Annotated in this window: 28 protein-coding genes; 20 read left to right on the top strand and 8 right to left on the bottom strand. The window is 40.9% G+C overall.

Annotated elements, in window-relative coordinates:
* The first annotated feature begins 59 nt into the window (after positions 1-59).
* The 4 genes from CYL18_RS15035 to CYL18_RS15050 all read left to right on the top strand — a co-directional run bounded on the left by CYL18_RS15035 (position 60) and on the right by CYL18_RS15050 (position 5,275).
* Positions 60-2,531: a DEAD/DEAH box helicase gene (locus CYL18_RS15035; RefSeq protein ID WP_201741295.1), complete on the top strand. Its 2,472-nt coding sequence runs from the start codon at positions 60-62 to the stop codon at positions 2,529-2,531.
* Positions 2,532-2,907: 376 nt separating this feature from the next.
* Positions 2,908-4,173 (top strand): MFS transporter, encoded by a 1,266-nt coding sequence (locus CYL18_RS15040; RefSeq protein ID WP_104850343.1) that lies wholly within the window; start codon positions 2,908-2,910, stop codon positions 4,171-4,173.
* Positions 4,174-4,443: 270 nt separating this feature from the next.
* Positions 4,444-4,881 carry a GNAT family N-acetyltransferase gene (locus CYL18_RS15045; protein ID WP_330847602.1) on the top strand — a complete coding sequence of 146 codons (438 nt, stop codon included), beginning with the start codon at positions 4,444-4,446 and terminating at the stop codon, positions 4,879-4,881.
* 202 nt (positions 4,882-5,083) lie between these two features.
* A complete protein-coding gene (locus CYL18_RS15050) occupies positions 5,084-5,275 on the top strand; it encodes a hypothetical protein (protein WP_104850345.1) in 192 nt (63 codons plus the stop codon).
* A 143-nt stretch (positions 5,276-5,418) separates the two neighbouring features.
* Here the strand turns inward: CYL18_RS15050 and CYL18_RS15055 are convergent, their stop codons facing one another.
* A complete protein-coding gene (locus tag CYL18_RS15055) occupies positions 5,419-5,784 on the bottom strand; it encodes a hypothetical protein (RefSeq protein ID WP_104850346.1) in 366 nt (121 codons plus the stop codon).
* A 462-nt stretch (positions 5,785-6,246) separates the two neighbouring features.
* On the opposite strand from CYL18_RS15055, the gene CYL18_RS15060 reads away from it, so the two are divergent.
* Positions 6,247-6,813, top strand: a complete 567-nt coding sequence (locus CYL18_RS15060) for a GNAT family N-acetyltransferase (RefSeq protein WP_104850347.1) — start codon at positions 6,247-6,249, stop codon at positions 6,811-6,813.
* 136 nt (positions 6,814-6,949) lie between these two features.
* On the opposite strand, the gene lexA is transcribed toward CYL18_RS15060, so the two are convergent.
* Positions 6,950-7,576 (bottom strand): transcriptional repressor LexA, encoded by a 627-nt coding sequence (gene lexA / locus CYL18_RS15065; protein WP_104850348.1) that lies wholly within the window; start codon positions 7,574-7,576, stop codon positions 6,950-6,952.
* A 156-nt stretch (positions 7,577-7,732) separates the two neighbouring features.
* On the opposite strand from lexA, the gene yneA reads away from it, so the two are divergent.
* The 5 genes from yneA (at position 7,733) to pepF (ending at position 13,219) form a co-directional block, all read left to right on the top strand.
* A complete protein-coding gene (yneA, locus tag CYL18_RS15070; protein ID WP_104850349.1) occupies positions 7,733-8,050 on the top strand; it encodes a cell division suppressor protein YneA in 318 nt (105 codons plus the stop codon).
* Between the two features lie 90 nt (positions 8,051-8,140).
* Positions 8,141-8,791: a YneB family resolvase-like protein gene (locus CYL18_RS15075; RefSeq protein ID WP_104850379.1), complete on the top strand. Its 651-nt coding sequence runs from the start codon at positions 8,141-8,143 to the stop codon at positions 8,789-8,791.
* A gap of 76 nt (positions 8,792-8,867) precedes the next feature.
* Positions 8,868-9,098 (top strand): DUF896 domain-containing protein, encoded by a 231-nt coding sequence (locus tag CYL18_RS15080; RefSeq protein ID WP_104850350.1) that lies wholly within the window; start codon positions 8,868-8,870, stop codon positions 9,096-9,098.
* A gap of 143 nt (positions 9,099-9,241) precedes the next feature.
* Positions 9,242-11,245 (top strand): transketolase, encoded by a 2,004-nt coding sequence (gene tkt / locus CYL18_RS15085; protein WP_104850351.1) that lies wholly within the window; start codon positions 9,242-9,244, stop codon positions 11,243-11,245.
* Positions 11,246-11,431: 186 nt separating this feature from the next.
* Positions 11,432-13,219 (top strand): oligoendopeptidase F, encoded by a 1,788-nt coding sequence (gene pepF / locus CYL18_RS15090; RefSeq protein ID WP_104850352.1) that lies wholly within the window; start codon positions 11,432-11,434, stop codon positions 13,217-13,219.
* A gap of 145 nt (positions 13,220-13,364) precedes the next feature.
* On the opposite strand, the gene CYL18_RS15095 is transcribed toward pepF, so the two are convergent.
* The 3 genes from CYL18_RS15095 to CYL18_RS15105 all read right to left on the bottom strand — a co-directional run bounded on the left by CYL18_RS15095 (position 13,365) and on the right by CYL18_RS15105 (position 16,019).
* A complete protein-coding gene (locus CYL18_RS15095; protein WP_407984579.1) occupies positions 13,365-14,573 on the bottom strand; it encodes an MFS transporter in 1,209 nt (402 codons plus the stop codon).
* 814 nt (positions 14,574-15,387) lie between these two features.
* On the bottom strand, positions 15,388-15,816 hold the full coding sequence (locus tag CYL18_RS15100) for a hypothetical protein (RefSeq protein WP_104850354.1): 429 nt from the start codon (positions 15,814-15,816) through the stop codon (positions 15,388-15,390).
* Positions 15,816-16,019: a helix-turn-helix transcriptional regulator gene (locus tag CYL18_RS15105; protein WP_104850355.1), complete on the bottom strand. Its 204-nt coding sequence runs from the start codon at positions 16,017-16,019 to the stop codon at positions 15,816-15,818. The genes CYL18_RS15100 and CYL18_RS15105 overlap by 1 nt, the downstream gene beginning before the upstream one ends.
* Positions 16,020-16,164: 145 nt before the next feature.
* Here CYL18_RS15105 and CYL18_RS15110 point away from each other — a divergent pair, with 145 nt between their 5' ends.
* From CYL18_RS15110 to CYL18_RS19415, 9 genes are all read left to right on the top strand, one after another.
* Complete coding sequence (locus tag CYL18_RS15110) at positions 16,165-16,611, top strand: hypothetical protein (protein ID WP_104850356.1); 447 nt, start codon at positions 16,165-16,167, stop codon at positions 16,609-16,611.
* Between the two features lie 94 nt (positions 16,612-16,705).
* Positions 16,706-17,242 (top strand): DUF5412 family protein, encoded by a 537-nt coding sequence (locus CYL18_RS15115; protein WP_104850357.1) that lies wholly within the window; start codon positions 16,706-16,708, stop codon positions 17,240-17,242.
* Between the two features lie 332 nt (positions 17,243-17,574).
* On the top strand, positions 17,575-18,366 hold the full coding sequence (locus tag CYL18_RS15120; protein ID WP_104850358.1) for an alpha/beta fold hydrolase: 792 nt from the start codon (positions 17,575-17,577) through the stop codon (positions 18,364-18,366).
* A gap of 221 nt (positions 18,367-18,587) precedes the next feature.
* The gene (sirA, locus tag CYL18_RS15125) at positions 18,588-19,040 is read left to right on the top strand and encodes a sporulation inhibitor of replication protein SirA (RefSeq protein WP_161497151.1); all 453 of its coding nucleotides are present in this window, start codon (positions 18,588-18,590) and stop codon (positions 19,038-19,040) included.
* 164 nt (positions 19,041-19,204) lie between these two features.
* Positions 19,205-19,420: a YneF family protein gene (locus CYL18_RS15130; RefSeq protein ID WP_049671032.1), complete on the top strand. Its 216-nt coding sequence runs from the start codon at positions 19,205-19,207 to the stop codon at positions 19,418-19,420.
* Between the two features lie 282 nt (positions 19,421-19,702).
* Positions 19,703-19,903, top strand: coding sequence for a hypothetical protein (locus tag CYL18_RS15135; protein ID WP_104850360.1), 201 nt, complete (start codon positions 19,703-19,705; stop codon positions 19,901-19,903).
* Positions 19,904-20,043: 140 nt separating this feature from the next.
* Positions 20,044-20,652: a CPBP family intramembrane glutamic endopeptidase gene (locus tag CYL18_RS15140; protein ID WP_201741296.1), complete on the top strand. Its 609-nt coding sequence runs from the start codon at positions 20,044-20,046 to the stop codon at positions 20,650-20,652.
* A 368-nt stretch (positions 20,653-21,020) separates the two neighbouring features.
* Positions 21,021-21,782, top strand: coding sequence for a GH25 family lysozyme (locus CYL18_RS15145; protein WP_236636497.1), 762 nt, complete (start codon positions 21,021-21,023; stop codon positions 21,780-21,782).
* 168 nt (positions 21,783-21,950) lie between these two features.
* The gene (locus tag CYL18_RS19415) at positions 21,951-22,337 is read left to right on the top strand and encodes a hypothetical protein (protein ID WP_201741297.1); all 387 of its coding nucleotides are present in this window, start codon (positions 21,951-21,953) and stop codon (positions 22,335-22,337) included.
* A 55-nt stretch (positions 22,338-22,392) separates the two neighbouring features.
* Here the strand turns inward: CYL18_RS19415 and CYL18_RS15155 are convergent, their stop codons facing one another.
* A complete protein-coding gene (locus tag CYL18_RS15155; RefSeq protein WP_104850362.1) occupies positions 22,393-22,782 on the bottom strand; it encodes a hypothetical protein in 390 nt (129 codons plus the stop codon).
* A gap of 182 nt (positions 22,783-22,964) precedes the next feature.
* Between CYL18_RS15155 and CYL18_RS15160 the strand changes: the two genes are divergently transcribed.
* Entirely contained in the window at positions 22,965-23,540 is a 576-nt protein-coding gene (locus CYL18_RS15160; RefSeq protein ID WP_161497152.1) for a YrvL family regulatory protein, read from the top strand.
* A gap of 19 nt (positions 23,541-23,559) precedes the next feature.
* Here CYL18_RS15160 and CYL18_RS15165 read toward each other — a convergent pair whose 3' ends face one another.
* On the bottom strand, positions 23,560-25,503 hold the full coding sequence (locus CYL18_RS15165) for an ABC transporter permease (protein ID WP_104850364.1): 1,944 nt from the start codon (positions 25,501-25,503) through the stop codon (positions 23,560-23,562).
* Entirely contained in the window at positions 25,500-26,255 is a 756-nt protein-coding gene (locus CYL18_RS15170) for an ABC transporter ATP-binding protein (RefSeq protein ID WP_104850365.1), read from the bottom strand. Before CYL18_RS15170 ends, CYL18_RS15165 begins: the two co-directional genes overlap by 4 nt.
* Between the last annotated feature and the right edge of the window lie 12 nt (positions 26,256-26,267).

Below are 26,267 nucleotides of genomic sequence, written 5' to 3' on the forward strand. Positions count from 1 at the left end.
TTCTGTATATAATGATACCTATAGATAAGAAGTAATATGTTGATGGGAGTACTTTAATAGTGGATATTTTGGAAAAAGGGTACATCGCTGCTGTTGAGAAAGCAAAAAATGATGTGCTGAATGATATATATCTTTATTTTGAGCAAACGGATGAAAAGCCTTCTTTTCAGGATTATTTGAAGAGAACGGGCAGTCATTTTGAGCAAATTTGGAGACTGGCTTGGAAGAGCAAGACCGTCCAGCGGATGAACCGTCATGAAAAGCTCCGTTTCTTAGAAAAACGCGGTTTGTCGGCTGATGGGTTATCCAAAAAGGGAATCAACAAGCTCATTGAACAGGAGCTTGAAGGCTATCGAACATTCGATTTGCAAGATTGGGTCATTGATTATTTTAAACAGTCCCCGCATTTATGGGATAAATTATATGAAGATGTGAAGGTGAAAAAGCAAAAGGCTTACTTTGAAGCCAATGTCCTCAGAAAAAGCATGCTGGATAGTTTAATGCAGGCACGCATGAAATTATACATTTCCTTGCGGGCAGATGTGGCAAAGCACCTCGCCTTTGAGCTGGACGGCATTCCGAAAGCGAAGCTTCATGGGGCCAAAACCTTGGTGGATTTATTTTATTTGGAGATTGAGCGGAGTCCTGGGGAATGGATCTTAGAGGATTTTGAGCTGGAGGCGTTCATTGGGCGGCTGACCTATGAGAAGATCATCCCGGGCATTCAAAATGATCTCTCCGATGAATTGAAACGCCAGTATGAGCTTCTGAGCGGCGATAAGATCAGCCGGCATCTTATCTGGCAGCTGATCGGAACAAGGATTGAAGAGCTGGAATGGGAATTTCAGGAGGAGCTTGAACAGGAGCAGGTAAGCGAGCTGCTTGAGGTTGCGGTCACACCTTTTCAGTATGAAGCCCATTACAGGCTTTATCATGAACAAGCTGAAAGGAGAGAGCGCAAAAGAGCAGAAGAGCTGGCTGAGCAAAAAAGGCTTGAGGAAGAAAAAAACCGTCAGCTTGAGGATATATTCGGCAGGGAATACCGGACATCCATTTACCAAAACACGCGATATGTCCTCCATATCGGCGAAACGAATACTGGCAAGACCTATCAGGCATTAAAGCGGATGAAGGCTGCGCCAACCGGTATATATCTGGCTCCCTTGAGGCTCTTGGCGCTTGAGGTTTATGAGTCCTTGCGCAATGAGGGCATTTCCTGTGCCCTTAAGACTGGTGAGGAAGAGAAGAATATTGATGATGCGACCCATTTCTCCTGCACAGTGGAGATGTTTCATGAGAAGGATGCGTATGACGTCATGGTCATTGATGAAGCGCAGATGATTGCTGATAAGGATCGCGGCTTCTCCTGGTATCGGGCCATTCAAAAGGCACGGGCAAAGGAAGTTCATATTATCGGGAGCCACAGCGCGAAGAAGATGCTCATGAATATGCTTGAGGGCAATGATGTGGAGCTTCATGAATACAGCCGTCAAGTTCCGCTGAAGGTGGAGAAAAAGCCTTTCAGCTTCTCGAATGTTAAGCAAGGGGATGCCTTGATTGTCTTCTCGCGGGCGAAGGTGCTCCAAACGGCCTCCCGTCTTGAAAGGGATGGACATAAGGTCAGCATTATTTATGGAAGCATGCCGCCTGAGACAAGGGCGAAACAAATGAAGCGATTCATCGATAAGGAATCGAAGGTCATCGTCTCAACCGATGCCATTGGGATGGGGCTCAACCTGCCGATTCGCCGTGTCGTCTTTTTGGAAAATGAGAAATTTGACGGGACGAGAAGAAGGATGCTTACCTCACAGGAAGTGAAGCAGCTCGCGGGTAGGGCAGGGCGCAAAGGCCTCTATAATGTGGGGCTCGTCGCCTTCACCTCACAAATTGACGTGATGACGAGGCTTCTTGAGGAAGATGATCAGTCGATTAGCACATTTACGATCGCTCCTACCCAGCAGGTGTTTGACCGCTTCGCCCGTTACCATTCCTCCTTAGAGCACTTCTTCTATTTATGGGGAGAATTCAAGAATCCGCATGGAACGAAGAAGGCGCCCTTAACCCAAGAACGGGAGCTGTATGAGCATATCCGCAATACGGAAATTGAAAGGCGGTTCTCTGCCAGTGATTTATACGGATTTCTCCACCTGCCGTTTTCAAGCAATGAGCCGGCCCTTGTGAGGCAATGGATGGCTAACATGAAGGCCGTCATGAACAATAGTGACTTGCCGGAACCAATCGTGAAGCGGGATACACTCGATGAGCTGGAGCTATCCTATAAATCGATTGGCCTGCATTTATTATTCCTCTATCGTCTCGACCGCAGGACAGAGGCCTATTATTGGGAGCGAATACGGGAAGAGATCAGTGCACGCGCCCATTCTAAGCTCCGGACAGATGTGAAGAAATATCAAAAGAAATGCCGGTCTTGCGGCAAGCAGCTGCCGTCTGAATACCCGTATAACATCTGCCAGTCCTGCTATGATGACAGGATCCTGAGTAAGTATCATTATAGGAGACGGGATTATTAAGCAATACGTTATTACGTCTAAGACATAAGTGAACTCGCCTGTTTAAGGCGAGTTCCCTTGTTTTTTTGGCTGTGTACCTTTCCCTAGCTACTCATAAATAGCCTGTTCAAAACGATTAATCAGGCTATTAGGGAGATTGACATATATGCAGGTGTAGAGATAGGTGCTAGTCGTTCTTCTGATTTATCGCTTTGGCAAAAAGTGCAGAAAGAATAATGCATTCATAAATGTATTATATGAGTATATAAAAATGGGAGGGTTCATAAATGAAACTCTCCTTTTTTTGGTGTAAAATGAAAATATAGAATATTGATATATTTTTTTACGAAAGAAAAGAGATATTGAAAAAATATTCTAGGAATAGGAGGGATTGAATATGCAACAGAAAAAGAAGAAAATTCATTTTGCTTGGTGGGTATTGTTGGGATTAGCCATTATGATGGGTGTTGCACGTGGTGGGATCAATAATGCTGCTAGTTTATTTTTAACCCCTGTGTCTGAGGACATAGGCGTTGGTATGGGACAACTTACCCTGTATTTGAGTGTTTCATCCATCGCGATGATGGTTTTCTTGCCGTTTGCCGGAAAAATAATGGGTAAATACGATATTCGTATGATCTTGATTGTAGCCATTCTGTTACAAGGTGGCGCATTCGCGTTATTTGGGATGATGAATTCGGTATGGGGCTGGTATCTACTAGCGATTCCGCTCTCTGTCGGTAGTGTGCTTGTGACACAATTGGCAGGTCCCGTTCTCATCAACCAATGGTTTAAAAAACGAAACGGACTTGCCCTTGGTATTATGATGGCAGCAAGTGGTTTGTTTGGCGCTATCATTCAACCGAATGTAGGAACCTTAATTGCCTCACAAGGCTGGAGAGCTTCTTACATCATCGTAGGGGTTGCGGCGATTATCATTGTGATACCAGTCGTTTTACTGTTCATTCGTATGTCACCACAACAAAAAGGTTTATTACCTTATGGCTTCGAAAAGGCAGAAGGTAACGATTCGAATGCTGCACATACGGTAGAACACAAAGGTGTCACAGCCGCAGTGGCGAAAAAGTCATTGGCCTTTTATGCTCTATTATTCTTTTTATTCTTAATTACCGCGGTTGCAAGTTTTGCTCAATTTATTGCCCCTTACGCTCAAAGCATTGGATATGATGTCCAGTTTGCCGGAAATGTCATGGGTGTGTTCATGTTTGGTGTATTAGTTGGTTCTTTGGTATTCGGTTTCTTGACCGATAAAATGGGTGCAAAGAAAACGACCTTTTTGTCCATGTTCGTTGGATTGATTTCCGTTTTCTTATTGATCTTCTTACCAGACAATCCACTGGTATTTTCAGTGGCAATCGGATTATTTGGATTTGTTTCCTCTTCTGTTGGAACGCTAGGACCGTTATTGACTACATCTATCTTCGGCATTAAAGAATATGGCGCGATTTATGGAACGGCAGCATTAGGATTAGCATTCGCAGGCATTACGGCACTCCCTGCTTATGGGTTTGTATTTGATGCAACGGGCAGTTATCTATACGTGTTATATGCTGTTGCAGCTATGATTCTATTAAGTGTCTTGTTAATCATCATTGCGTTCAAAGGAAAAGAAACATTAGAAAAAGCGGGTCATTGGGATTAAGCGATATTGTTAAAAAGCTAGCGAAATCACATTTGTGGTTTCGCTTTTTTAGTTAATATGATTATCTCTAGATTATTGCTTTTGAATAATAAGGGAAAATCAAATTTGTGATACCATAAAATGGAGATACCTTCTTCAACTAAAGGAGCAGGTTATCGGAAGAAGGAATGCAAATTATTGTACCGAGTTTAATGCTTGTACATCCTTAAATAAGGAGGGAGAAAACTGAAATTCATACCCATTGATTTAAGTAAACATAAGGAGTATGTTATTCCTTTTCGTAGAGATTCTTTCAGTGTTAGCTTTGGTACAGATGAGGAATTTGGAGATGAAAATAATTATTTGAAATGGTTACAACAACAGTCAGAAAAAAATCCTAAAGGCCTTGTATTAGTTGTAGACAACGAGCTGCCAATCGGTCAACTTGAACTGACTGTAAAGGAGTATGAGGGGAAAGAAATTGGTTATGTAAATCTCTATTACCTTATTCCTGAAAAGCGAGGAATGGGTTTGGGTTCCCTTTTACACGATTATGCTATTAGATTTTTTAAGAATAATCATGTTCGTGAATATCATCTCCGTGTTTCTCCAACGAATAACACTGCCATTGCATTTTATAAGAAAAATGGAATGAAACAGATAAAAACTGAAATGGATGGAAAAATGCTAAGAATGTCTGGCTATATAAAGAACAAACTGATTACGTAATGACTACTCTTTCACAAAAAGATTGTGACATATACTTAAACAAACCGGGGCATTGATCAAGGAGGTTTAATGCTCATTTTTGTTGAATTCCCTATTGTAGAGACGGGGCAGGTTAGCTTAATAAGGATTAATTTGGTAAAAAATAGTTAGGGATATTCATATCTTTAGAAATACCATTAGAGAATTTGGGAGGAGAGTTGTTATGAAACATACATTAATTGTTTTGCTCTTTTCGATTGCAGTGTATATAATTCTTATCCTTATTAGTAATGCCATATTTCCTGTTACAGATAATGTTATTATAAATAGAACTATCTCTGGAGTTTTAGGTGTTATTAGTGTAGCTGTTGCACTGTTAGTTACGAAGAAAACAATTATTAAGAAACCTAGGTAGTTAATCAATTTCAAATTTAAACTTACTTTACTAACGGGGCATTGATCTAGGAAGGATTAATGCCTTTTTGTGTTGAAATTCTTATGGAAGTAAAGGGGCAGGATAGCGTAAGAAGGAAATTCCTATTAGAGGTATCATCTGAATTACATTTTAGAGTTAAATTTTTGCCCGATTGCCTGTGTTATACCCCAAAATAGAAATCGATAGACAACAGCAATAAGTAATAACATACAAACAAAGTCAAAAAGGGAGAAAGGTTCATAATCAATTAAATAAGAATTAATAAATATTATCGACAAACACAGTAGCTCCATTAAGGAATCTTTAATTCCGATTTTCTCATACAAATATTTTGTTTTTTCAATGTTATAGACGTCTTTTAATTCTTCACTAAAATATCCCTTAATAAAGATTAAACCTATTAAATAAGCCCCCATAGCAGGTATATAGCCTATATTCAAAACCTGCGTTATTACACAATAAATTATGGTGAATAAGAACAGATACATTTTTGAAGTCCCCCTTTTTGTTTATATACTTACAATATTATACTTTTAAATATCAAGGATAGGTTTATTTTGGAGGAGATATACTTAAATTATCGAGGTGTTGATCCAAAGAGGATGAATGCCCTTTTCTGTTGAATTCCTTAATGGGGATATGTGGCAGCATTCCTGTAACAAATGAACAGTGAAAAATCTTCGCTTGTGAAGAATGATACATAAACAAACAGGGGGCTTTATCTCAATAACGGAGGCAGCAAAAAAGCAGTCTCTATTTTATGGCATTTGCAACAATCCTTACGAAAACAGCCAATAAAAAACAGGTCAATCCCTTCATATCAATATAAATTTAATGGTTTACCATTAATTGCGCTGCTCACTTAAATAAAATATCTGATAAGTCAGAAAGATGATATATCTATGTCACTATCGACGATATAATGGAGTAAAAGTGAAGAGGTGGTCTGGATGGAGGCACGAAACATATTTGATCCATTTCCCGAATTGGAAACCGAACGACTCATCTTAAGGAAAATCAGGATGGAGGATGCCCATGATATGTATGCCTATGGCTCCAATCCTGAAGTAACGAAATATATGACATGGAACACGCATCAATCCATTGAGGATACGAAGGAGTTTTTGGTGTTCGCCCTCTCACAATATGAACAGAAGGAACTCGCTCCATGGGGAATCGAACGGAAAGGCACTGGCAAGCTGATTGGAACGATTGATTTTGTTGGATGGAAAATCCCGCACAGAGTGGCGGAGCTAGGCTATGTGCTCTCGCAAGACTTCTGGGGGCAGGGAATAGCCGCTGAGGCAGCGAAGGAAGTGATTAAGTTCGGGTTTATGAAGATGAACTTGATGCGAATTCAAGCAAGATGCTTTGTGGAAAATACGGGGTCTGAACGGGTCATGCAGAAGGCGGGAATGACGTATGAGGGTGTCATTCGAAAAGGAATGTATGCCAAGGGGAAGCATCAAGATTTGAAGATGTATTCCATCCTGAGAGATGAGTACTTTTCTAAATAATAGGTTGTATTGAATGCTTGAAATGACTTCAAGCATTTTTTTGTTGTGTATAAACTCTAGTAATCCAGCATATAGTCTACTAAGAATCTAGTAAGTTAAATGAAAGAACCAGCCGGAATGCTTGGCTGGTTCAGTATTAATGAATATTTCTATATAGGCCGATGACTTTCCCTAGGATGCTGACATTCTGAAGGATGATTGGGTCAAGCATGGAATTTTCAGGCTGAAGGCGGAAATGGTTATCTTCCTTGAAGAAGCGTTTCACCGTGGCTTCATCGTCCTCGGTCATGGCGACGACAATCTCGCCATTATTGGCTGTATGCTGCTGGCGGACGATGACATAATCTCCATCAAGGATGCCGGCTTCAATCATACTGTCACCCATAATCTCTAGCATAAATACGTTTTCGTCGGCTGGAGCCATATGCTCTGGCAATGGGAAGTATTCTTCAATATTCTCAATCGCCGTGATCGGCTGACCTGCAGTAACCTTACCAATCAGAGGGACGCTGACAGAATTGGCTTTTGGAATATGCTCATGCGGATCCATATCCAGTACTTCAATGGCACGCGGCTTTGTCGGGTCACGTCTGATGAGGCCTTTGCTTTCCAATCTGGCCAAATGTCCGTGAACGGTAGAGCTTGAGGCTAGTCCGACTGCTTCCCCAATCTCTCGCACGGAAGGCGGATATCCCTTCGTTTTAACTTCTTCTTTAATATATAGTAAGATATCTTGCTGTCGCTTTGATAGTTTTGTTGTCATCTCCCGCACCTCTTTATCTGATCTTTACCGCTATTATAGCATGAGGCGAACACTAGTACAAACATAAGTTCGATTTTTCTGTTGACACAAAACATTTGTTCGGTTTATACTAAGAACAAGAAATACGAACATACATTCTGTGGAGGGGTTTTTAATATGAAACAAGTTTGGTCTTCTTATTCGTATACCATTATTTTTGCAGTTGGACTTTTTCTGTTAATCTTATTGATGACTTTCACGAATTTAGAAAAAAGCGATAATCAATATATGCAAGTGAAGGTTGAAAGCGGAGATACGCTTTGGGCCATGGCTGAACAATATGAGGATGCCAATATGTCAACGACTGAATTTGTGAAATGGGTGAGAGAGGCCAATGAGTTGGAAACGACTCATATCCAAGAAGGCCAGACCATTATCCTTCCTATCGAAAGAAACACAGATATCCTGCATTTGGCAGACTCAAATAAGGAATAAACGTTATAATGATAGTAGTGAAGGCCGGGGCATTCGTTCCGGCCTTCGGTGCATATCTCGAGAAGAAATATATAGAGAATGGTGAGAGAAATGAAGGTTGGAATTTACTGCAGAGTCAGTACAGAAAAGAGCACACAGGAGACATCTCTTGAAAGACAGGAACAGGAGCTGACACAGCTGGCCGCGATTAAAGGCTTCGAGGTCGTGTCGATTGAAAAGGAGCAAGCGAGCGGATATGATCTGGAGCGAGAGGGTATTCTTATTCTATTAGAACAAATGCGCAATAAAGAAATCGAGGGACTGCTCATCCAGGATGAGACACGGCTCGGCCGAGGAAATGCGAAGATTGCCTTAATGCATTGTATCTATAAGGAAGGCATCAAGCTATATACAGTCACCCATAACGGGGAGCTTGAGGTATCTGAAACAGACGCCATGCTTCTTCAGATAATCAGCATTGTGGAAGAATATCAGCGCAAGCTTCAAAACAGCAAGATTCGCAGGGGCATGAAGCGCGCGATTGAGAATGGGTATAATCCTGTCAAGAATCTGTCGAACCAGCATGTCGGTGGAGGAAGAGAGCGGACTGAGGTTCCAATCCAGGAGATCATTGCCCTCCGGATAAAAGGTCTGACATTTGCCGAAATCACGGAGAATTTGAACCGCAGGGGCTATGAGGTATCAAAAGCGACTGTGCACCGCCGATATGCCGAGCACGCTGAAAAACAGAGGCATATATAGTAGATACTTCTTGAAATAGGCCGCGTTTTTCTATACGATGACAGTAATTGATTTTTTATGAAAAGGAGCAATCCATATGCTGCCAAAGCACAAAATAAACAGAATAAATGAATTATCCAAAAAAGCAAAGGCTGGCGGCCTCACAACAGAGGAAGCGAAGGAACAATCCTTGCTGCGCGCCGAGTATTTAGAGTCCTTCAGGTCTTCTATGAGAAATACGATTGAGGGCGTAACCATCATTGACCCGAATGGAAATGACGTGACACCTGAAAAGGTTAAGCAAATCCGTAATAAAAGACTCCACTAATGGGTAAGAGATAGTAATAGGTATTTTTAACAATTGAAATTTATGTCAATTCTGTAGAATTGCCTAAATAATGTTGTCAATATAACTTTGTATCATTTATAGTTAGACTGAAGTATGTTAATCGGAAAGGATGTAGACTGACTATGTTTACTGAAAAGGATCAATTAGCAATCACTGCTATACGTACACTTTCAATCGATGCAATCGAAAAAGCCAATTCCGGACACCCTGGCATGCCAATGGGCGCTGCGCCAATGGCTTATACATTATGGACTCGTTTCATGAACCATAACCCTAATAATCCAGATTGGTTTAACCGCGACCGTTTTGTATTGTCAGCCGGACATGGATCCATGCTTTTATACAGTCTTCTTCACTTATCCGGATATGGACTTGATATGGAAGAGATCAAGAACTTCCGTCAATGGGATTCTAAAACCCCTGGTCACCCTGAATATGGTCACACACGCGGCGTTGAAGCCACAACTGGACCATTAGGACAAGGAATTGGGATGGCTGTCGGGATGGCAATGGCTGAGCGTCATTTAGCCGCTACTTATAATAAAGAGAACTATGAATTAGTTAACCATTTTACATACAGTATCTGCGGAGACGGCGACTTAATGGAGGGTGTTTCTGCTGAAGCGGCTTCCTTGGCTGCGCACTTGAAGCTAGGCCGTTTAGTCGTTCTTTATGATTCCAATGATATTTCCTTGGACGGAGAATTGAATATGAGCTTCTCCGAAAGCGTCGCAGACCGCTTTAAGGCCTATGGCTGGCAGTATATCCGTGTAGAGGACGGAAACGACTTAAACGAAATCGCCAAAGCGCTTGAAGAAGCGAAAACAGATCTTGACCGCCCAACCATGATTGAGGTGAGAACAATCATTGGGTATGGCGCGCCGAATAAATCCGGTAAAGCGGCCGTTCACGGCGCTCCGCTTGGTGAAGATGAAATGAAGCTTACAAAAGAATACTATAAATGGACATTCGAAGAAGACTTCTATGTGCCTGAGGAAGTATACGCAACATTCAAAGAAACAATCATTGATGCAGGTGCGAAGAAAGAAGAAGAATGGAACCATTTATTCGCAAATTATAAAGAAGAGTATCCAGAGCTTGCAGCACAGCTTGAAACAGCCATTAAAGGTGAGCTTCCAGAAGGCTGGGATAAAGAGATTCCTGTCTATGAAGCAGGCAAAGCTGTTGCGACGCGTAATTCCGGAGGCGAGGTCCTTAATGCCCTTGCGAAGAATGTTCCGTCCCTTTTCGGCGGTTCTGCTGACTTGGCTGGCTCTAATAAGACCATGCTAAAAGGCGAAAAAGACTTCTTGCCAGGTTCTTATGAAGGCCGCAACATTTGGTTTGGTGTCCGTGAATTCGGAATGGGCGCTGCATTAAATGGAATGGCGCTTCATGGAGGACTTCACGTGTACGGCGGTACATTCTTTGTCTTCTCTGATTACTTGCGTCCGGCTATCCGCTTGGCAGCACTCATGAACCTGCCTGTCACATATGTGTTCACGCACGACAGCATTGCAGTTGGGGAAGACGGTCCTACGCATGAGCCAATTGAGCATCTTGCTGCCTTGCGCGCAATGCCGAACGTTTCCTTGATCCGTCCTGCGGACAGCAATGAAGTGGCTGCTGCCTGGAAAGCGGCTCTTACTAGCAAGAACAAACCAACAGCGCTTGTTCTATCTCGTCAAAACCTCACCACTCTGCCGTTATCTGCTAAATTGGCAGAGGAAGGCGTTCAGAAGGGGGCATATGTCGTATCACCTGCTAAAAAGGATGAAGCAGATGCTATCCTTCTTGCATCAGGCTCTGAGGTTGGTCTTGCTGTTCAGGCACAAGGCGTATTGGCTGGCGAAGGCATTGATGTATCGGTTGTCAGCGTACCATCCTTTGACCGTTTTGAAGAGCAATCTGCGGAATACAAGGAATCCGTAATCCCTAAATCCGTTAAGAAACGCTTAGCAATTGAGCTTGGCACTTCCTTCGGCTGGGAACGCTACACAGGTGATGAAGGCCGCGTTCTAGCGATGGATCGTTTCGGCGCATCCGGTCCGGGAGAACTATTGATGGAGAAATTCGGTTTCACGCCATCAAACGTTGTTTCTATCGTAAAAGATATGCTTAAATAATCTGTTTTAATGAAGGCTAGTCTTGCGTGCTGCTGCATGCAAGGCGGCCTTTTTTATTCTCTTAAGCAAGAATCGTAAGTTTTCTGCTCATTCTTGGTAAACTAGAGAGAGAAAGCACACCTGTGCTAAAACAGGCCTATCCACGTATATACATAAGCAATGGACAAATGAACAGGAGGCAGTCAGATGAAACAGTATAAAGACCGAAGTGAAGTGGCGGACCATGAGAAATGGGATTTAACCGACCTGTACACAAGTACAGAAGAGTGGGAGAAGGATTTTCAGGCAGTTGAAAATCATGTCGGGGAACTTGCCGCCTATAACGGGGCTATCCATAATGGTAAGGACTTGCTGAATTATTTAACGAAGAATGAAGAGACAGACACTATTTTCACCAATATATATGTGTATGCCATGCTGCTTGGTGACTTGGATACACGGGAATCCTTGGCACAAAACCTGATGGCGAAAGCACGCACGCTAAGCGTAAAGCTCAGTGAGGCTGGGGCCTTCTTCATGCCGTATTTATTAAGCCTAGACGAAGGGACTTTGCGTTCCTATATCGAGGAGAATGAGGGACTGAACTACTTTGAAAAGGACCTATGGGATGCCTTCCGCTATAAGGACCATACCTTGAACCAGGAGCAGGAAGAGCTTCTCTCTAAGCTAGGGGAAACCTTTTCGGCGCCAAATAACACCTTCCAAATGTTCAATAACGCGGACATTCAGTTCGGTGAAGTATCTGATGGAAATGGTGGCACGGTAGAGCTCACGCGCGGCATGTATTCAAAGCTGATTGAGGACAAAGACCGAAATGTCCGAAAAGAGGCGTACAAGGCTTATTACAAGCCTTATCTCCAATATGCGAATGTGATCGCCTCTACTTTATCAGCCAATATTAAGAACAATGTCGTAAGGACGAAAATCCGTAACTACCCATCTGCCCTTGAAAAGGCGCTATTCGCTGATAAGGTACCGGTTGAGGTATACGAGAACTTAATTGCGACGACACGAAAGAATCTCGATGCCAAGCATCGCTATAATGAGATTCGAAAGGATATTCTTGCGCTTGAGGAGCTGAAGCCATATGATTTGAGCGTGGATTTAGTGGAGGGCGTGAAGCAGGATATCACTTACCATCAAGCCTACGAAACGATGCTAAAGGCACTCCACCCGCTTGGTGAGGAGTATTTAAGCATCCTCAGCAGCTTCCGTGACAAACGGTATGTCGATGTGCGGGAAACACCAGGGAAGCGCTCCGGAGCGTATAATCTCGGGGTCTATGGTGTTCATCCATTCGTTCTATTGAACCATCATGATGATATTGACAGCCAGTTCACGCTTGTTCATGAAATGGGGCATGCGATGCATAGCTATTATTCCTCTAAGCATCAGCCGCGGATCACAGCAGGGTATTCCATCTTTGTGGCAGAGGTCGCCTCAACGGTCAATGAGGTGCTTCTGATCCATTACTTGCTGAAAGAAACGACAGACCCTAAGAAAAGAAAATACTTATTGAATTACTTTATAGACCAGTTCAATGGAACATTCTTTACGCAGGTTATGTTCAGTGAATTCGAGAAAATCACGCATGAGATGGCTGAGGAAGGCCAGCCGCTGAATAAGGAATCCTTCAATCAAATCTACGGGGAATTATCGAATGCCTATAGCGGGGATGTCGTAGAAGCGGAGGAAGAAACCGTCTATGGATGGTCACGGATCCCGCATTTCTACCGTCCATTCTATGTGTATAAATATGCGACAGGCTTTGCCTCTGCGATTCATCTCGCAGGCGAATTGCTGAAGGGCAATAAAAAAGTTCAAGCATCTTATCTGGAATTCTTGAAGAGCGGCAGCTCCGAATATCCACTTGATCTGCTCAAAAAAGCGGGCGTAGATTTAACCTCTCCTGAACCAATTGATAACGCGATGAAGCAATATCGTGAGTTGATTGAGGAATTTGCTTCGTTATAAGTAAGAAATGAGTGAAATGCGCGGGAAAGCTGCTTTCGCCAGCTCGCCTTTTAGCACATGTATATAAAACAAAGCCGGTGAGGATCAATCTCACCGGCTTTTTCAGTTTAGAGGTAGGTTTTGTCCCAACCGACTCTTCTAAAAATTAACTCTCAAGTGATTTAAATTTTGCTGATTCCTTTTTTCCGTGCAGGATATAATAAAGGGCTGAGGTGGCCAAAATGACACAGCCTAAAATCTTGTATAGAGATGGATATCCAGTAATCGGGATAAACAAACCGAGCAGTGAAGGACCAAAACCGGCACCCATTTCAAAAAAGATAAAGAAGGTTGCTGTAGCAAGGCCTAACCGCTCGGGTGATGCTGTCGTAATAGCAATGGTTTGAGCAATGGATGATATATTTCCAAAGCCAAGACCAATAATCAAACCTGCTAATAAAAAGGCACCGCTGTTAGTAGTTGAACCAAGCAGGATCATTCCGATTCCGAAAAGGAAAAAGGCAGGATACATAATGTAGTTAGCCCCTTTTCTATCCGCTAATCGGCCCGTAAATGGCCGAGACACTAATACAGCAGCTGAATACATAACAAAGAAGAAGCTTGCTACACTCCCTAAGCGAATCTCAGAGGCATATATATTGATATAAGATAATACACTGGAGAAACAAAGAGCCATTGTAAGAATGATAATGGAGATTGGGATGGCTTTTGGTTCAACAAAATGAGAAAGCTTGAAGCCTTGTCTAGTTGGTTTGTTATCATTATTCCTCGTATTTTCAATTGATATTTTAATAAATAAGACCGTGAATAGACTGATGATCCCAAGTATTAGGCACAGGCTGAAAATCGTTTGGAAACTGGTCCGTTGACTCAGAAAAAGACCTATAAACGGTCCAATGCCAGTCGCCAATGCTGTACTGATCGCAAAATAACTGATGCCTTCTCCTTTTCTATGCTGTGGTATCGTAATCGCTACAACGGTTCCAATGACAGTAGCGGCAATACCAAATGTAAATCCATTCAATAATCTGCTTAGGATGAGAAACCCAATTCCAAGGTCCGCAAAGTATAAAAGTGCAGTCACGATATAAAAGCTTAATCCTAAAATAATGATTTTTTTAGGATTGGTAGAATTAATCATCCTTCCAATAAATAATCGTCCGATTAAAGTCCCGATAATAAAAATACCAGCAACAAGGCCTGCTTGACTTGTAGAGGCATGAAATTCATTTATCGCATAAGCTGCGATTGTCGCATTTAGTAAAAAGAATATAAGGGTTAAGAAAAAATTTACGATGGAAAGAATAATGAAATTCTTTGTCCATAATGGTTCTTTATACATTTCCACTTTCATCACCATTTGTTAGCTTACCGTATGAGGAATAGAAAGTCATTTGGTAAATACTTGTTTCTTGGTGCATCTAGACTGGCTGATTTTATATGATTTACAGTTTGTGAATTTATATGAAGGTAAACGAGACTCTGTTTCTTATTAATGAGTTACATAGAAAAATAAGTTCGTTTCATTGCGCTTTCGTCGACTCGCTTTCCGCAGGGAAGAAGGCTTTTGCCTCCTCGGCTACGCCTGCCGGGTCTCGGCCTTTCTTTGATGAAATAAATAATATAATTAGTATATGCCTAATTGGTGTAATTTGTGGCGGGTTGGGGTACATATGAATCATAGTTATTATTTTTCTTCTATTTGAAAGGAGTTGATTCTAATGCTTTGGACTATCGCTGCAGTATTGGTTATCATTGTTTGTTTGATGATCATTTTTTAATCTCGTTTACTTCTCGGAAAAAGCCTAAATATGGGGACTGCTACTTTTCGCCTTCGATAAGGTCTATATTCTGTTCCCAATAGAAATTTAATCCTATTTATTAATCTTTTTTAACTGCTAAAAGCTATCACTCTTATATACATCATTTACGTAAGATAGAGTCTCCGTTATCCAAGAAATGACTCACTTCCTTTGGAGACATAAGCTTGTCCTTCGTTCTTTTATCATTCTACAACTATTGTAGACTATTCAAAGGTATGACGAACAGTGTAATTCCCCCAATTCCTCTGCGTTATATCGGAACCACAAAAAGAGGAGCGGGATAATGTATAAATATCATTGATTCTCATTGACTGAAATACATATATCCCGGTCCCTTTTTGATGTTCATTCCTCCATATCCTCCTGTTCCTTAACACGTAGCCGATAGATGTAATAGATGGGAATGATTCCGCAAATAAAGAGGATGGAGCCGATGAGGAGGGCATCCGGTAATCCGAACCCAGGTGTCAATAAGGTGAGAGTGGAGACAATGATGACGATGGTCATTAATACGAGCAGGCTTATTCGAAAGGATCTGGCCGGATTTTGAACAGATTGTTCGTTTTCTACACTTACCCTCATGGATAAATAGGCAGAGAGTATCGTTGTCAGCATAAAGAGGAGCCATAGCGGGTTCGCCCGCATTTCGTCAGCCCCGCCCTGTAAAAATGAATGACCAAGAATGCCTAAAATGCCGATTGTTTGAACAATATAGACGGTCTTTATGTTTTGTAAATTCCTCATAATCAGGCGTTCGTCTTTTATTTTCTTCACTAGAATTCCTCCTTTTCTATCCAAAAGATCTCATCTAAAGATGCGTTGACTGCATAGCAAATGAGCAAACATAGTTTTAAGGAAGGGTTGTATTTTCCTTTCTCAATGAGGCTTACAGTCTGTCTTGTTATGCCAACTTTTTGAGCTAACTGAAGCTGTGTTAATCCGGCATTCACACGCGCTTTTTTAACTGAATTTTCCATAAACACCCCTTTTCAACGTAACATATAGATTCCATTATGTAAAATATAATTTACATATTTAGGTCGATAAATTTTTTCGGTTTCAATTCATTAGGCAGAACACCTAACCCTCCGATATAATGACTGATAAGAGGTGAATAGACATATGCTGAATAAGTTTCGAGATAAACTGAAGGACATGAGTAAAAATGGAGTGACCATCCCAATTAAGCCAATGATGCTTGAGCAGCTGATGAAAAGGCAAGCAGACTTGAAGGAAATCAAAGTAGAAATCACGTCAGAGCACTTAGTTATTCGCGGCGCAACAGGAGAAGGAGATCGAACAGGAAGGAATCCCATAAGCTTTGAGGCAGCATTAAAGCCTGTTCACATGGAGAAGAGAGTAATCGTGTTTGAGGTTAGCCAAGTTAAACCAGCAGATTTGAACCTGACAGATATAAACATCTTTAACCAACCGCCATTCGCCCAATCCTCCACACATACCGTAAAAATTGATTTCAACTCATGGGATATCGTTAGTAAAATACCGGTGGGCAAAATTAAACATTATGAGATGACCAATGGGGCGATTAATTTAACTCTTTCCCTGTAAATAGAGAGGAATTTCCCCAGACTAATAGAACTAGACATTTAAACAGTAGGAATCTCCATTAATGAGATTCCTTTTTAGTGGATAAGGAGAATTTATGGCACAAAGATATAATAGCTGGGCTTTTTATTTGATGCTTATTTGTTTAGGGTTAGCATCCTACTCGGTCTATTCTAATCTGAATCATGGATGGCAGATTGCTCCTCCAAATTATGTTTTATCGCTCATTAGTTTGCTAGCCTTCATCATGGGGATGATTGGCTTTAAGGATAAGAGGAATTGGAAAACAAAAACAAGAAGCTGGCTGACCTTAATTTTATCTTTTTTCTTGGGCAGTGCACTGCTTTTGGTGGTCATGCTGTCATTCGCTGCTTCTGCAATAGGAGCGAATGAATATTTAAAAACAGTACAATCACCTAATGATCATTATACAATTGATTTTTACCGGTATGATGCGGGAGCGTTTGGATCATTTGGTGTGAGGGGTGAACTTAATGGTCCGCTATGGTTTAAAAAACGGATTTTTTACCAGGATTCAATAGAGAAGGTTCATGTGGAATGGAAGGATAGTACTACAGTATACATTAACGAACATCTCCTCGATTTGAAAGAAGGAGAGACATATGGATATTAGATTTTCTCCTTCGAATATGATTCTTGCGGTAAAGGGAAATGGTGTCAGCTGTTTCCTTTTTTGCGTTGCTTATGAATTCGGTGAGGGAAGTCAAATGTATCTGACAGTAAATGTCTGTTTCCAGTTAAAAATGTTTGAGTGTTACTTAGAAAGGATATAAGATTCAGTTAGAGTATGGTGTAGTTATTTATACCACACTGTATTTGACATTATTCTCAAATGATTTGAGGAAATATATACGAATTCTACAAAAATATGACGAATGATGGAACCATTAGATGCTAGTAATCGTATTAATAGAATAAGATACTATATCGAAGGATGATTCATACTTGTTAAACTATAAAATATACAGTCAAGAGCATGCAGAATGGGTAGTTTTAGTCCATGGAGCTGGCGGAAGCTCAACGATTTGGTATAAGCAAATTCGAGCATACCGTAAGCATTTTAATGTGTTGGCAGTAGATCTTAGAGGACATGGTGCTTGCCGTATTGATAACAGTCCGACAAAATATACGCTTGATTTGGTCAGCAAAGATATTCTGGATGTACTAGATTCATTGGAAATCGAAAAAGCCCATTTTGTGGGGATCTCATTAGGGACTATGCTGATTCGTCATTTAGCTGAGACCAATCCCGAACGCTTCTATACGATGCTGCTGGCTGGAGCGGTGATCCGCCTTACACCGAGGCTTCATATGTTATTAGGGATAGCCAATACATTCAAAAAAATGATTCCGTTTATGTGGTTATATAAAATGTTTGCTTGGATTTTAATGCCTAGAAAAAGGCATCAATCCTCCCGTTATCTCTTTATACGAGAGGCAAAGAAAATTAAGCATCGAGAATTTTTGCGCTGGTTATCGCTAACAGGCGGGTTGGCGAAATATTTAGTGAAAATCAATGAAAAGGATACAGGCATTCCATCCCTCTATATTATGGGAGATGAGGATTATGTCTTTTTGGAACCGGTCAAGCGATTGGTGAAGCTGCAGCCTTCTAGTCATTTAGTGATTCTGGAGGAAAGCGGCCATGTGTGCAATGTGGATCAGGCTGAGAAATTTAATGAAGTATCCTTGCGATTTTTAAATAATTCATGTGGTAAAAATGCGTCTTTCGTGTAATAGCACCCTGAATGATATTAGAGCAGCGGTGATAACGTAACTGTTTTGATATAAGATGATCTATATCAGTAGAACCTCCAATCCGAAACTTTTGTACTATTTTGTACTTATGCAAGTGAAACCTACTCATTCGACAAAACTAGAGTATTTCTGCATCAGGTTTTTACAGAATATGTATATTCCGTTAGCTATAATAGATGCAAAGGAATGGGAGGGACAGTATGCGCACATATATAATCTATCTAATCGAAAAACAATTCGCCAATCATTTTTATGGGCGTGAACATATGTTTTATGACTTATTCCATGATTATGAGGAAACTGAGGGAGAAGAAAAGCGAATTCTTCGCCGCCAGATCATGTGTGTGACAAAACGAATACCCGCTGGCCTGTTCAGCTCTTATATGGACGAAAAAATCACGAGTAAGCAAGGATGCTTTGAAGAAAATGGGGTATATTATATCCGTAAGAATAGAAATGGAGCGGTCAGTGAGGCATCTCTTGCGTTTAGGAATCACTCATTGATCCTGCATGCTTCAGGAAGCTACGAGAGTGAGACGATCTTCTTTGAATGGCTCAGACAATGGAATCCTTACTTCCTCGCACTCGATACAGGAGAAGGACGCTGTGCATGGCTCAGACCAATCAAGCAGCCGAAATTCATTCTTTCTTGAGCATGGAAGCCATGACCTAACCTCTCTAGCGCTAAAATTGCTACTTTTCAAGCGATAACAGCATAATACGCCAAAATCTGATAGAAATATCACCCCACATATGGTATTATTACTCTTGGTTTAATAATGTCTGTTAGACAGCACGGAGGAGGTTATTAAGGATTATGTTATACTATATTCTAACAGGAATCATTGCTTTGCTTGCTGGTGTAGCTTTAGGATTCTTCATCGCTCGTAAATACATGATGGACTACCTAAAGAAAAACCCGCCAATCAATGAGCAAATGATCAAGATGATGATGACACAAATGGGAATGAAACCTTCCCAAAAGAAAGTAAATCAAATGATGAATGCAATGAACAAGCAGCAAGGGAAATAAGCCCTGTTTATGCCTGGTTAACGCATCATTATGCTGATTTTGGTTTATGATAGTTATCTTTTTACATAAAAAGATGTAACCTTCATCTAGTGGATGAAGTTTTCATAGCCGGCATTTCTAAACCACTTTTTCTGTAAATGTCCACTGACATTTATAGAGGAGTGGTTTTTATTTCGTTACAATATTTTCTTTTTGTTACAAAATATTACAAAATGAACTACCTGATTCTAATTTATGGTAAAATAGTATCCTCAACTATACAAGCATAAAGGGGATACGGAATTGGCAAAAGTAAAACATTTTATTAAAGAAGGGAAAATAATTAGAGAAACGAAGATAGGAAAAAATATTGAGCAGGAAGAAGTGACTCAGGAAGAGTTTGAAAGGCATGAGTCTCGCAAAAGTGCTAATGGCTGTATATGGAATACCTTTATTTTTATCATAAGTATGATTTTTATCTACATAGTCATCTCTCAAATTTGATCAATCTGCATGATTGGTCTTTTTTATTGGCTCGTTTCTACCTTTTGTTAATTTTAAGTGGGTGAATTTGTCATTTCTGCTAAAATAGTAATATAAGAATGTCATCTGTATTAAATTTTCATCTAGAAAGAAGGTAAGGTATGGAGTATATAAAAGACAAACCCACACATTCAGAGAAGGATATAAATCTTAAAGACGCAATATTTGTATTTTCATCCTTTACGTTTATTTGCTTAGCAGTCGTTTTTGCTCTTATCGTTTATGATGTACTCACAATTCAAAGCTTCTTATCATTTGAGAAACCCATTGCCATGGCCATATGTATAGTTGCCGCTTCCATTGGTCTGCTCTTGTTCGGTGTGATTTTAACGCGTTATATTCCCTCAAGATACATTGACGATACAAACAAAGATTATCAAAACGGTCCGTTGTTAGGTGTTTTTTTCTTAATGTTTACGGGGGCATTATTTGAAGAGATCTTATTCAGGGGAATTATTCAAAACTTGATTTACGTATTTATCGAAAACCAATGGATTGCCATCATAGCAACAACGGTATTGTTTTTAGGTTTTCATATTCAATATTTCAAAAAAACGATCATGTTAGTCAATATAATGGTTCCAAGTCTGACTTTTGGTTGGATTTATTTCGAAACAAACAATATTTTTGTTCCATTTCTTGTGCATTTTCTCATGAACTTTGGGATAACGTTATTATTTAAATACAATTTTATCAGGGTTAAAAGGTAATTTTATCGAACTGTTCTCAACCTATTAACAGCTATACAAACCAATTTTTATATGTCTAACAAATCTTGAGGTTGTCACTGTATCTGTACATAGCAAAGCAGAAGGGTGAATATACTCACCTAATCGCAGTATCTATTTGAGATAAGCAGAGAAACTCTGGCAACAAGTATATGCATGCGCTAAAAAATGATTTTTTAATCCATTAAATCCATACATACTTCAACCAATCATTCAGTCCCATGGAGTCTTGTTCAATAGGTATGACGACTAAGTTATCGTATTAGCATAATAAACGTTGTATGCCCTTATGGTTAATCGTCTGCATACAATCGGCTTTTCAATTCAGCGATTATGAAGGAGGGGACGGATTGAAGGAGGATCATGCAGCCGTAACAAAGAGGAAAAAGAACACGATCATCTATTTGATTGTTCTGGTCATTGGTGTGTTCTTTTTAACCGTTTTCCTTTGGTATCAAGGATTCTTAATCCCAAACGCCAGGTTTGCTAATGAATATCCCATCAAAGGAGTGGACGTATCGGCTTATCAAGGTGAAATAGTGTGGGATCAACTGGAGAAGCAGGATATGCGGTTTGCTTTTATCAAAGCGACTGAGGGAAGTGCCCATGTGGATCGGTACTTTGAGATGAATTGGCATGAAGCGAAGGATACGAGACTGCGTATAGGTGCTTATCATTTTTTTAGCTTTGACAGTGATGGCAAGACTCAAGGCCAGCATTTCATCAATACGGTACCAGCTGATAAGGATTCCTTGCCGCCGGTCATTGATGTGGAATTTTACGGTGATAAAGAGAAACATCCCCCTGATGTGAAAGAGGTTAAGAAAGAATTAGACAATATGGTTCGGATGCTTGAAAATCACTATGGAAAACGGGTAATTATATACACGACCAGTAAAGCATATAATTTTTACATAAAGAATCACTTCGAGGATTGCGATATATGGATAAGGGATGTCTATGGCAAGCCATCCTTGCCGGATAAGCGAAAGTGGACCTTTTGGCAGTACACAGACAGGGAACGTTTGGATGGATATGAAGGAGAGGAGAAATTTATTGATGTGAATGTTTTTAAGGGTGATGAGGAGGCATTTAGAGAGTATGGACGATAATACTCCGTATGTGAAGCTGCTTAATCGATTAAGTGGCTTTTTCTTATGTGAATGTAGGATATCGCTATAAATTAGGTTGATATTTCCTTTCTTGAGAGCGATTAGTCAAGGTGGAGAATCAATTGACATCATCGGGCAACTAAAATAAGAGGGAGGCAGTGCATAAGGATGGTAAAGAGAAAGATACTCACTGCGATGGTCGCAAGCTTTATATTTGCCCTGCTTTTTATGATGGATGGCTTTAGTGTGAATGGCTTCCTTAATTTATTTTATATAAACATAATGATAGCCAGTACCTATGGAGTGAGTACATCTGTCTTTAGTGATTGGCTCAGTAACAAGATTACGGATAGAACCTATGCACGTGAAATCATCTCCTTCATCTTTCATTGTTTTTTTGGATTAATATTTTTTGTCTTTGGTTTCCTATCCGCCATCCTATTTTTTATTATCGATCGTTTATTCATAAAAGCAAAAGTGGAGATTGGGTGGATGCCAGTTATCATCGCATTCATAATGGTTGTGCTGGCATTTTTCCTTTTGATTAATCGTTAGCCCAACTTTTCGACCCTACCAGGAATAGAGTCAGTCTGTATCATCCTGAAATCTTTCACAGGACAAAGAGTAAGATTCTCCAATTAGCGAATACAAGGCTCATGACGATGCCATTTTTGATAACATTGACGATAATCCTGTTGTATTTCTGTTCTTTTGCTTTATCATGGCTTCGGTATAAAGGCAGATTAATATTATGTGGATCTCTCTCCATGTAGCTAAATAGGAGCCATACCAAAATTCCGATGAAGGGGAGTCCTAGGATGCTTATTTTATCTCCTCGGTGTGAAACATGCTCGTTTCCATCAATATTCATAGGGATATGATTAGGCAGTGCTGTCCATTGGATGAATATGTAGGTGAAACTAGTGATCAGCAAAATGATAACCATTAAATCGAGTAAGCGTTCAAAGCGGGTAGGGGAATGGATTTGGGTTTTCTTCAATGATTTCGAGCCTCCTTATCGTTTGACAAATATTTCTATTTAAGTATGCTAAAGTTTCAATGGTATGGCAACCATCTATAACTAGAAGTTCAATAGCCTATTCCTGTTTGGTTTAGGATTAATAGGAAGTTGGATGGTGAATAGATAGTGTAAGACTATTTAATGGAATGGGGAATGAACGATTGAAGGATTTCCTTGCCGGTTTTTCGATTTTCCTTGTTATATTGGCTCTGTTTGTCCCGGTCGGTTTAGTTTATGCGCTGATTATTCATTTTACCGGTCAGTACTATGCATCTATCATTATTTTAGTTCTGTTCCTTCTTTTGTTTTGCTACATCGATATAGGTATTAGTACTTTGATAGATAGCTTCTTGCAAGCGTCTAAGGAACGGTATGAGGGCTTGTATCTGCCAAAGCTAGTTGGCAATCTGCTGGAATTTTGCGGGACATTGATTGTGTTAAGTGCGCTCGATTATTTCATGGATGGGATTGAGCTGTCGATTCTCATTAAATTGGTCATCGCGCTTATTCACGAGATTGCGAGTCTTTTCCTGGAGGGATTGGAGACAGGGGAAGAGGTGGAAGGGGCTGATCTTGCTCCTGAGGTCATGAATGATATCCATCACTGTCTCAAGCAAGCGAGCTGGACTGATTGCGTGGCGATGATGCATGAAAAATATCCGCATATTCCAAAGGGTGAAATCATCCATGCAGTCCGCAAAGTTTATATCGATAATAAAAAAGGTTCCAGTGAATAAATGCTGGAACCTTTTGATTTTAAAGGGAGTCCTTAATCAGTTTCTTGTAATAAAGCACAGACAGGAGACCGAAGATGGAGTAAAGGACCGTATAGATGACCATGACAATCAGCATTGGAGCCCAGAGCTCCGTCCCGAAGAGGAACCATCCTGATTGAACGGCAAAATAGCTGTGCGAGAGTCCCAGGATGAGCGGGATGCCGAAGTTAAAGAGCTGCTTGGCCGCTATGCCTTTGAGCATGTCCTGTTCGGTGAAGCCGAGCTTGCGCAAGATCGTATAATTCGGCAGTTCATCCTCTCCTTCATCCATCTGTTTAAAGTAGAGAATACATCCAGACGTAATCAGGAACGTCAGTCCAAGGAAGGCGACAATGAACATCGTCAGCCCCATCATGGTCTTCATATCAACAATTAATTGAGGACGGGATTTATTCATGTAATCATCCGTAGAAGCCTGCATGAAAAGCTCGTTCGCTTTATCAAGATTGGCCTCATGATTAATCGTAATGCCGTTATAGACAGTTGACTCCATTTGAATAGAGGGGTCGGGTTTTTTGGCGATTTCATCAAAAACAGACTGATCGACAAGGAGAACCGGCATGCCGAACGTGAAATAGGAGGAAACAAGGAATTCCCTTTCCAATCCCATAAACGATGTTTCAATCGCCCCATTTGGTCCTTCAATGATTAATTTCCCTGAATCCTTCATTTGAAAAAGACTTGCGTCATCATCGCTGAACCCTGACATCATCGATTCATCCTTGGCTAAATCTAGCCCCTTAATGGCTGTTTCGCTTATGACAGGCATTGTTTTGCGGGTTTGATTATAGTCCATTGCTTCAAAATATCGGGTGCTCATCACATCGCTTAAGTCTGTATAAGCTTGAACGATTTTCACTTCTTTGTCGGTAAAAGTGATCTGGTTCTCTGCTAATAAATCAGTGAATGTTGCATAATCTTCCTGATTCGCGAATGAAAAGTCAGCTGCCACATTACTTTGTGCGGTTTTTTCCACCGAATAATAGGAGATGTAGCTCAGAGACAAGAGGCCGATGGCGAGCGCTGAAACGGTCGTAATGATTGTCAGCAAGAGTGCATTCGACTTCATTCGAAACATAATGGATGATAAAGACAGGACATCTCTAATCGTTAAATAGCCGTTCTTCTTTTTCCGCAGCAGATTGAAGAGGAAACGAATAGAGCCCTTATAGAAAAGATAGGTCCCGATAATGACGGCGGCGAGTATAAAGAGCATAGCAAACAACAATTCATTCGTCGTGGAAAAGTCACCGCTGAAAAGCTTGGAAGAAACATAATAGCCAGTCGCGATGGACAGAATGCCGATAAGACCAATCAGTATCTCCCAAATGGAAATTTTGCCTGCCTTCATTTCCGTGGTTGATTCGGTATGGAACAAGGAAAGGATGCCTTTTCGTTTAATATAGAAATAATTCATCAATAAGGTGATGAGAAAGATCCCGAAAAAGACGATAAGCGTCTGGGCAAGTGCCGCACCGGAAAACCTTAATGAAGCCACGTCCTCCGTTCCTGCTATATTGATTAAGAGCATCATCAATAATTTGGAGGAGGCGAATCCAAGGAATACGCCTCCAAGCAAGGCGCCAAAATAAAGGATGCTGTTTTCGACAGAGAGAATCCAAAAGACTTTCTGCTTGCTCATTCCAACTAATTGATACAAGCCGATTTCCTTGCTGCGTCTTTTCATGAAAAGATTATTGGCGTAGGCAAGAAAGACGGCAACAATGGCAATCAGTAGGATAGACGCCACACCCATGGCAGCTTCTCCTTTAATGGAACCTTCTGCAGCATCCATGGCCGGATCGTACTGCAGTGTCACGAAGGAAAAATAGAGGGCTGCGCTGAAGATAAGGGCAAACACGTACAGATAATAATTCTTCAGGTTCTTCTTCAGGCTTTGGCTGATTAGCTTTCCTGTGCTCATACTTGAACACCGCCTAAGATACCTTGCGTTTTCATGATGGCCTTGAAAAATTGCTGGCGATTTTCTTCCCCTTTATTTAGCTGGGTATAAATCTGCCCGTCCTTAATGAAGATGACACGGCTGCAATAGCTGGCCGCGAGCGGGTCATGGGTGACCATCACGATTGTGGAGCTTAGCTCCTCATTCAGCTGGCTGAGCTTCTGCAATAGGTCTGAAGCTGACTTGGAGTCTAATGCTCCCGTCGGCTCATCCGCGAAGATGATGCTTGGCTCATGAATGAATGCTCTGGCCGCGGCCGTCCGCTGTTTCTGTCCGCCTGATATTTCATTCGGATACTTGTTTTTGACCTCCATGATGCCTAAGTTTTTAGCGATTTCATTGAATCTTTGTTCGGCCTCTTTTTTGTTTACTTTCTGGACAGAAAGGGGGAGGAGGATATTCTCCTTGACCGTTAATGTATCTAATAGATGGTAGTCCTGAAAGATAAAGCCTAAATGGTTCATGCGAAACTGGGCGATTTTCTTATCCTTCATTTTAGTCGTTTCCTGGCCCTCGATGTTAATCGTGCCGCGGCTGGCCTTGTCAATGGAGGAAAGAACATTAAGAAGGGTTGTTTTTCCGGAACCGGAGGCGCCCATGATTCCGATGAATTCGCCCTTTTGAATCGTCAAATCAATCCCCTTTAACACTTCCTGCTTGTTGAACTTATTGCCATAAAATTTATGAACCTTGACTGCTTCGAGAATATTCATGTAATTCGTCAC

This window comes from Pradoshia eiseniae (assembly GCF_002946355.1).
Classification (GTDB): Bacteria; Bacillota; Bacilli; order Bacillales; family Pradoshiaceae; genus Pradoshia; species Pradoshia eiseniae.

Coding starts and splice junctions, on each gene's coding strand:
- CYL18_RS15040 (WP_104850343.1), top strand. CDS start 2,908: ATGCAACAGAAAAAGAAGAAAATTCATTTTGCTTGGTGGGTATTGTTG.
- CYL18_RS15050 (WP_104850345.1), top strand. CDS start 5,084: ATGAAACATACATTAATTGTTTTGCTCTTTTCGATTGCAGTGTATATA.
- CYL18_RS15055 (WP_104850346.1), bottom strand. CDS start 5,784: ATGTATCTGTTCTTATTCACCATAATTTATTGTGTAATAACGCAGGTT.
- CYL18_RS15060 (WP_104850347.1), top strand. CDS start 6,247: ATGGAGGCACGAAACATATTTGATCCATTTCCCGAATTGGAAACCGAA.
- lexA (WP_104850348.1), bottom strand. CDS start 7,576: ATGACAACAAAACTATCAAAGCGACAGCAAGATATCTTACTATATATT.
- yneA (WP_104850349.1), top strand. CDS start 7,733: ATGAAACAAGTTTGGTCTTCTTATTCGTATACCATTATTTTTGCAGTT.
- CYL18_RS15075 (WP_104850379.1), top strand. CDS start 8,141: ATGAAGGTTGGAATTTACTGCAGAGTCAGTACAGAAAAGAGCACACAG.
- CYL18_RS15080 (WP_104850350.1), top strand. CDS start 8,868: ATGCTGCCAAAGCACAAAATAAACAGAATAAATGAATTATCCAAAAAA.
- tkt (WP_104850351.1), top strand. CDS start 9,242: ATGTTTACTGAAAAGGATCAATTAGCAATCACTGCTATACGTACACTT.
- pepF (WP_104850352.1), top strand. CDS start 11,432: ATGAAACAGTATAAAGACCGAAGTGAAGTGGCGGACCATGAGAAATGG.
- CYL18_RS15095 (WP_407984579.1), bottom strand. CDS start 14,573: ATGAAAGTGGAAATGTATAAAGAACCATTATGGACAAAGAATTTCATT.
- CYL18_RS15105 (WP_104850355.1), bottom strand. CDS start 16,019: ATGGAAAATTCAGTTAAAAAAGCGCGTGTGAATGCCGGATTAACACAG.
- CYL18_RS15110 (WP_104850356.1), top strand. CDS start 16,165: ATGCTGAATAAGTTTCGAGATAAACTGAAGGACATGAGTAAAAATGGA.
- CYL18_RS15115 (WP_104850357.1), top strand. CDS start 16,706: ATGGCACAAAGATATAATAGCTGGGCTTTTTATTTGATGCTTATTTGT.
- sirA (WP_161497151.1), top strand. CDS start 18,588: ATGCGCACATATATAATCTATCTAATCGAAAAACAATTCGCCAATCAT.
- CYL18_RS15130 (WP_049671032.1), top strand. CDS start 19,205: ATGTTATACTATATTCTAACAGGAATCATTGCTTTGCTTGCTGGTGTA.
- CYL18_RS15140 (WP_201741296.1), top strand. CDS start 20,044: ATGGAGTATATAAAAGACAAACCCACACATTCAGAGAAGGATATAAAT.
- CYL18_RS19415 (WP_201741297.1), top strand. CDS start 21,951: ATGGTAAAGAGAAAGATACTCACTGCGATGGTCGCAAGCTTTATATTT.
- CYL18_RS15165 (WP_104850364.1), bottom strand. CDS start 25,503: ATGAGCACAGGAAAGCTAATCAGCCAAAGCCTGAAGAAGAACCTGAAG.
- CYL18_RS15170 (WP_104850365.1), bottom strand. CDS start 26,255: ATGAATATTCTCGAAGCAGTCAAGGTTCATAAATTTTATGGCAATAAG.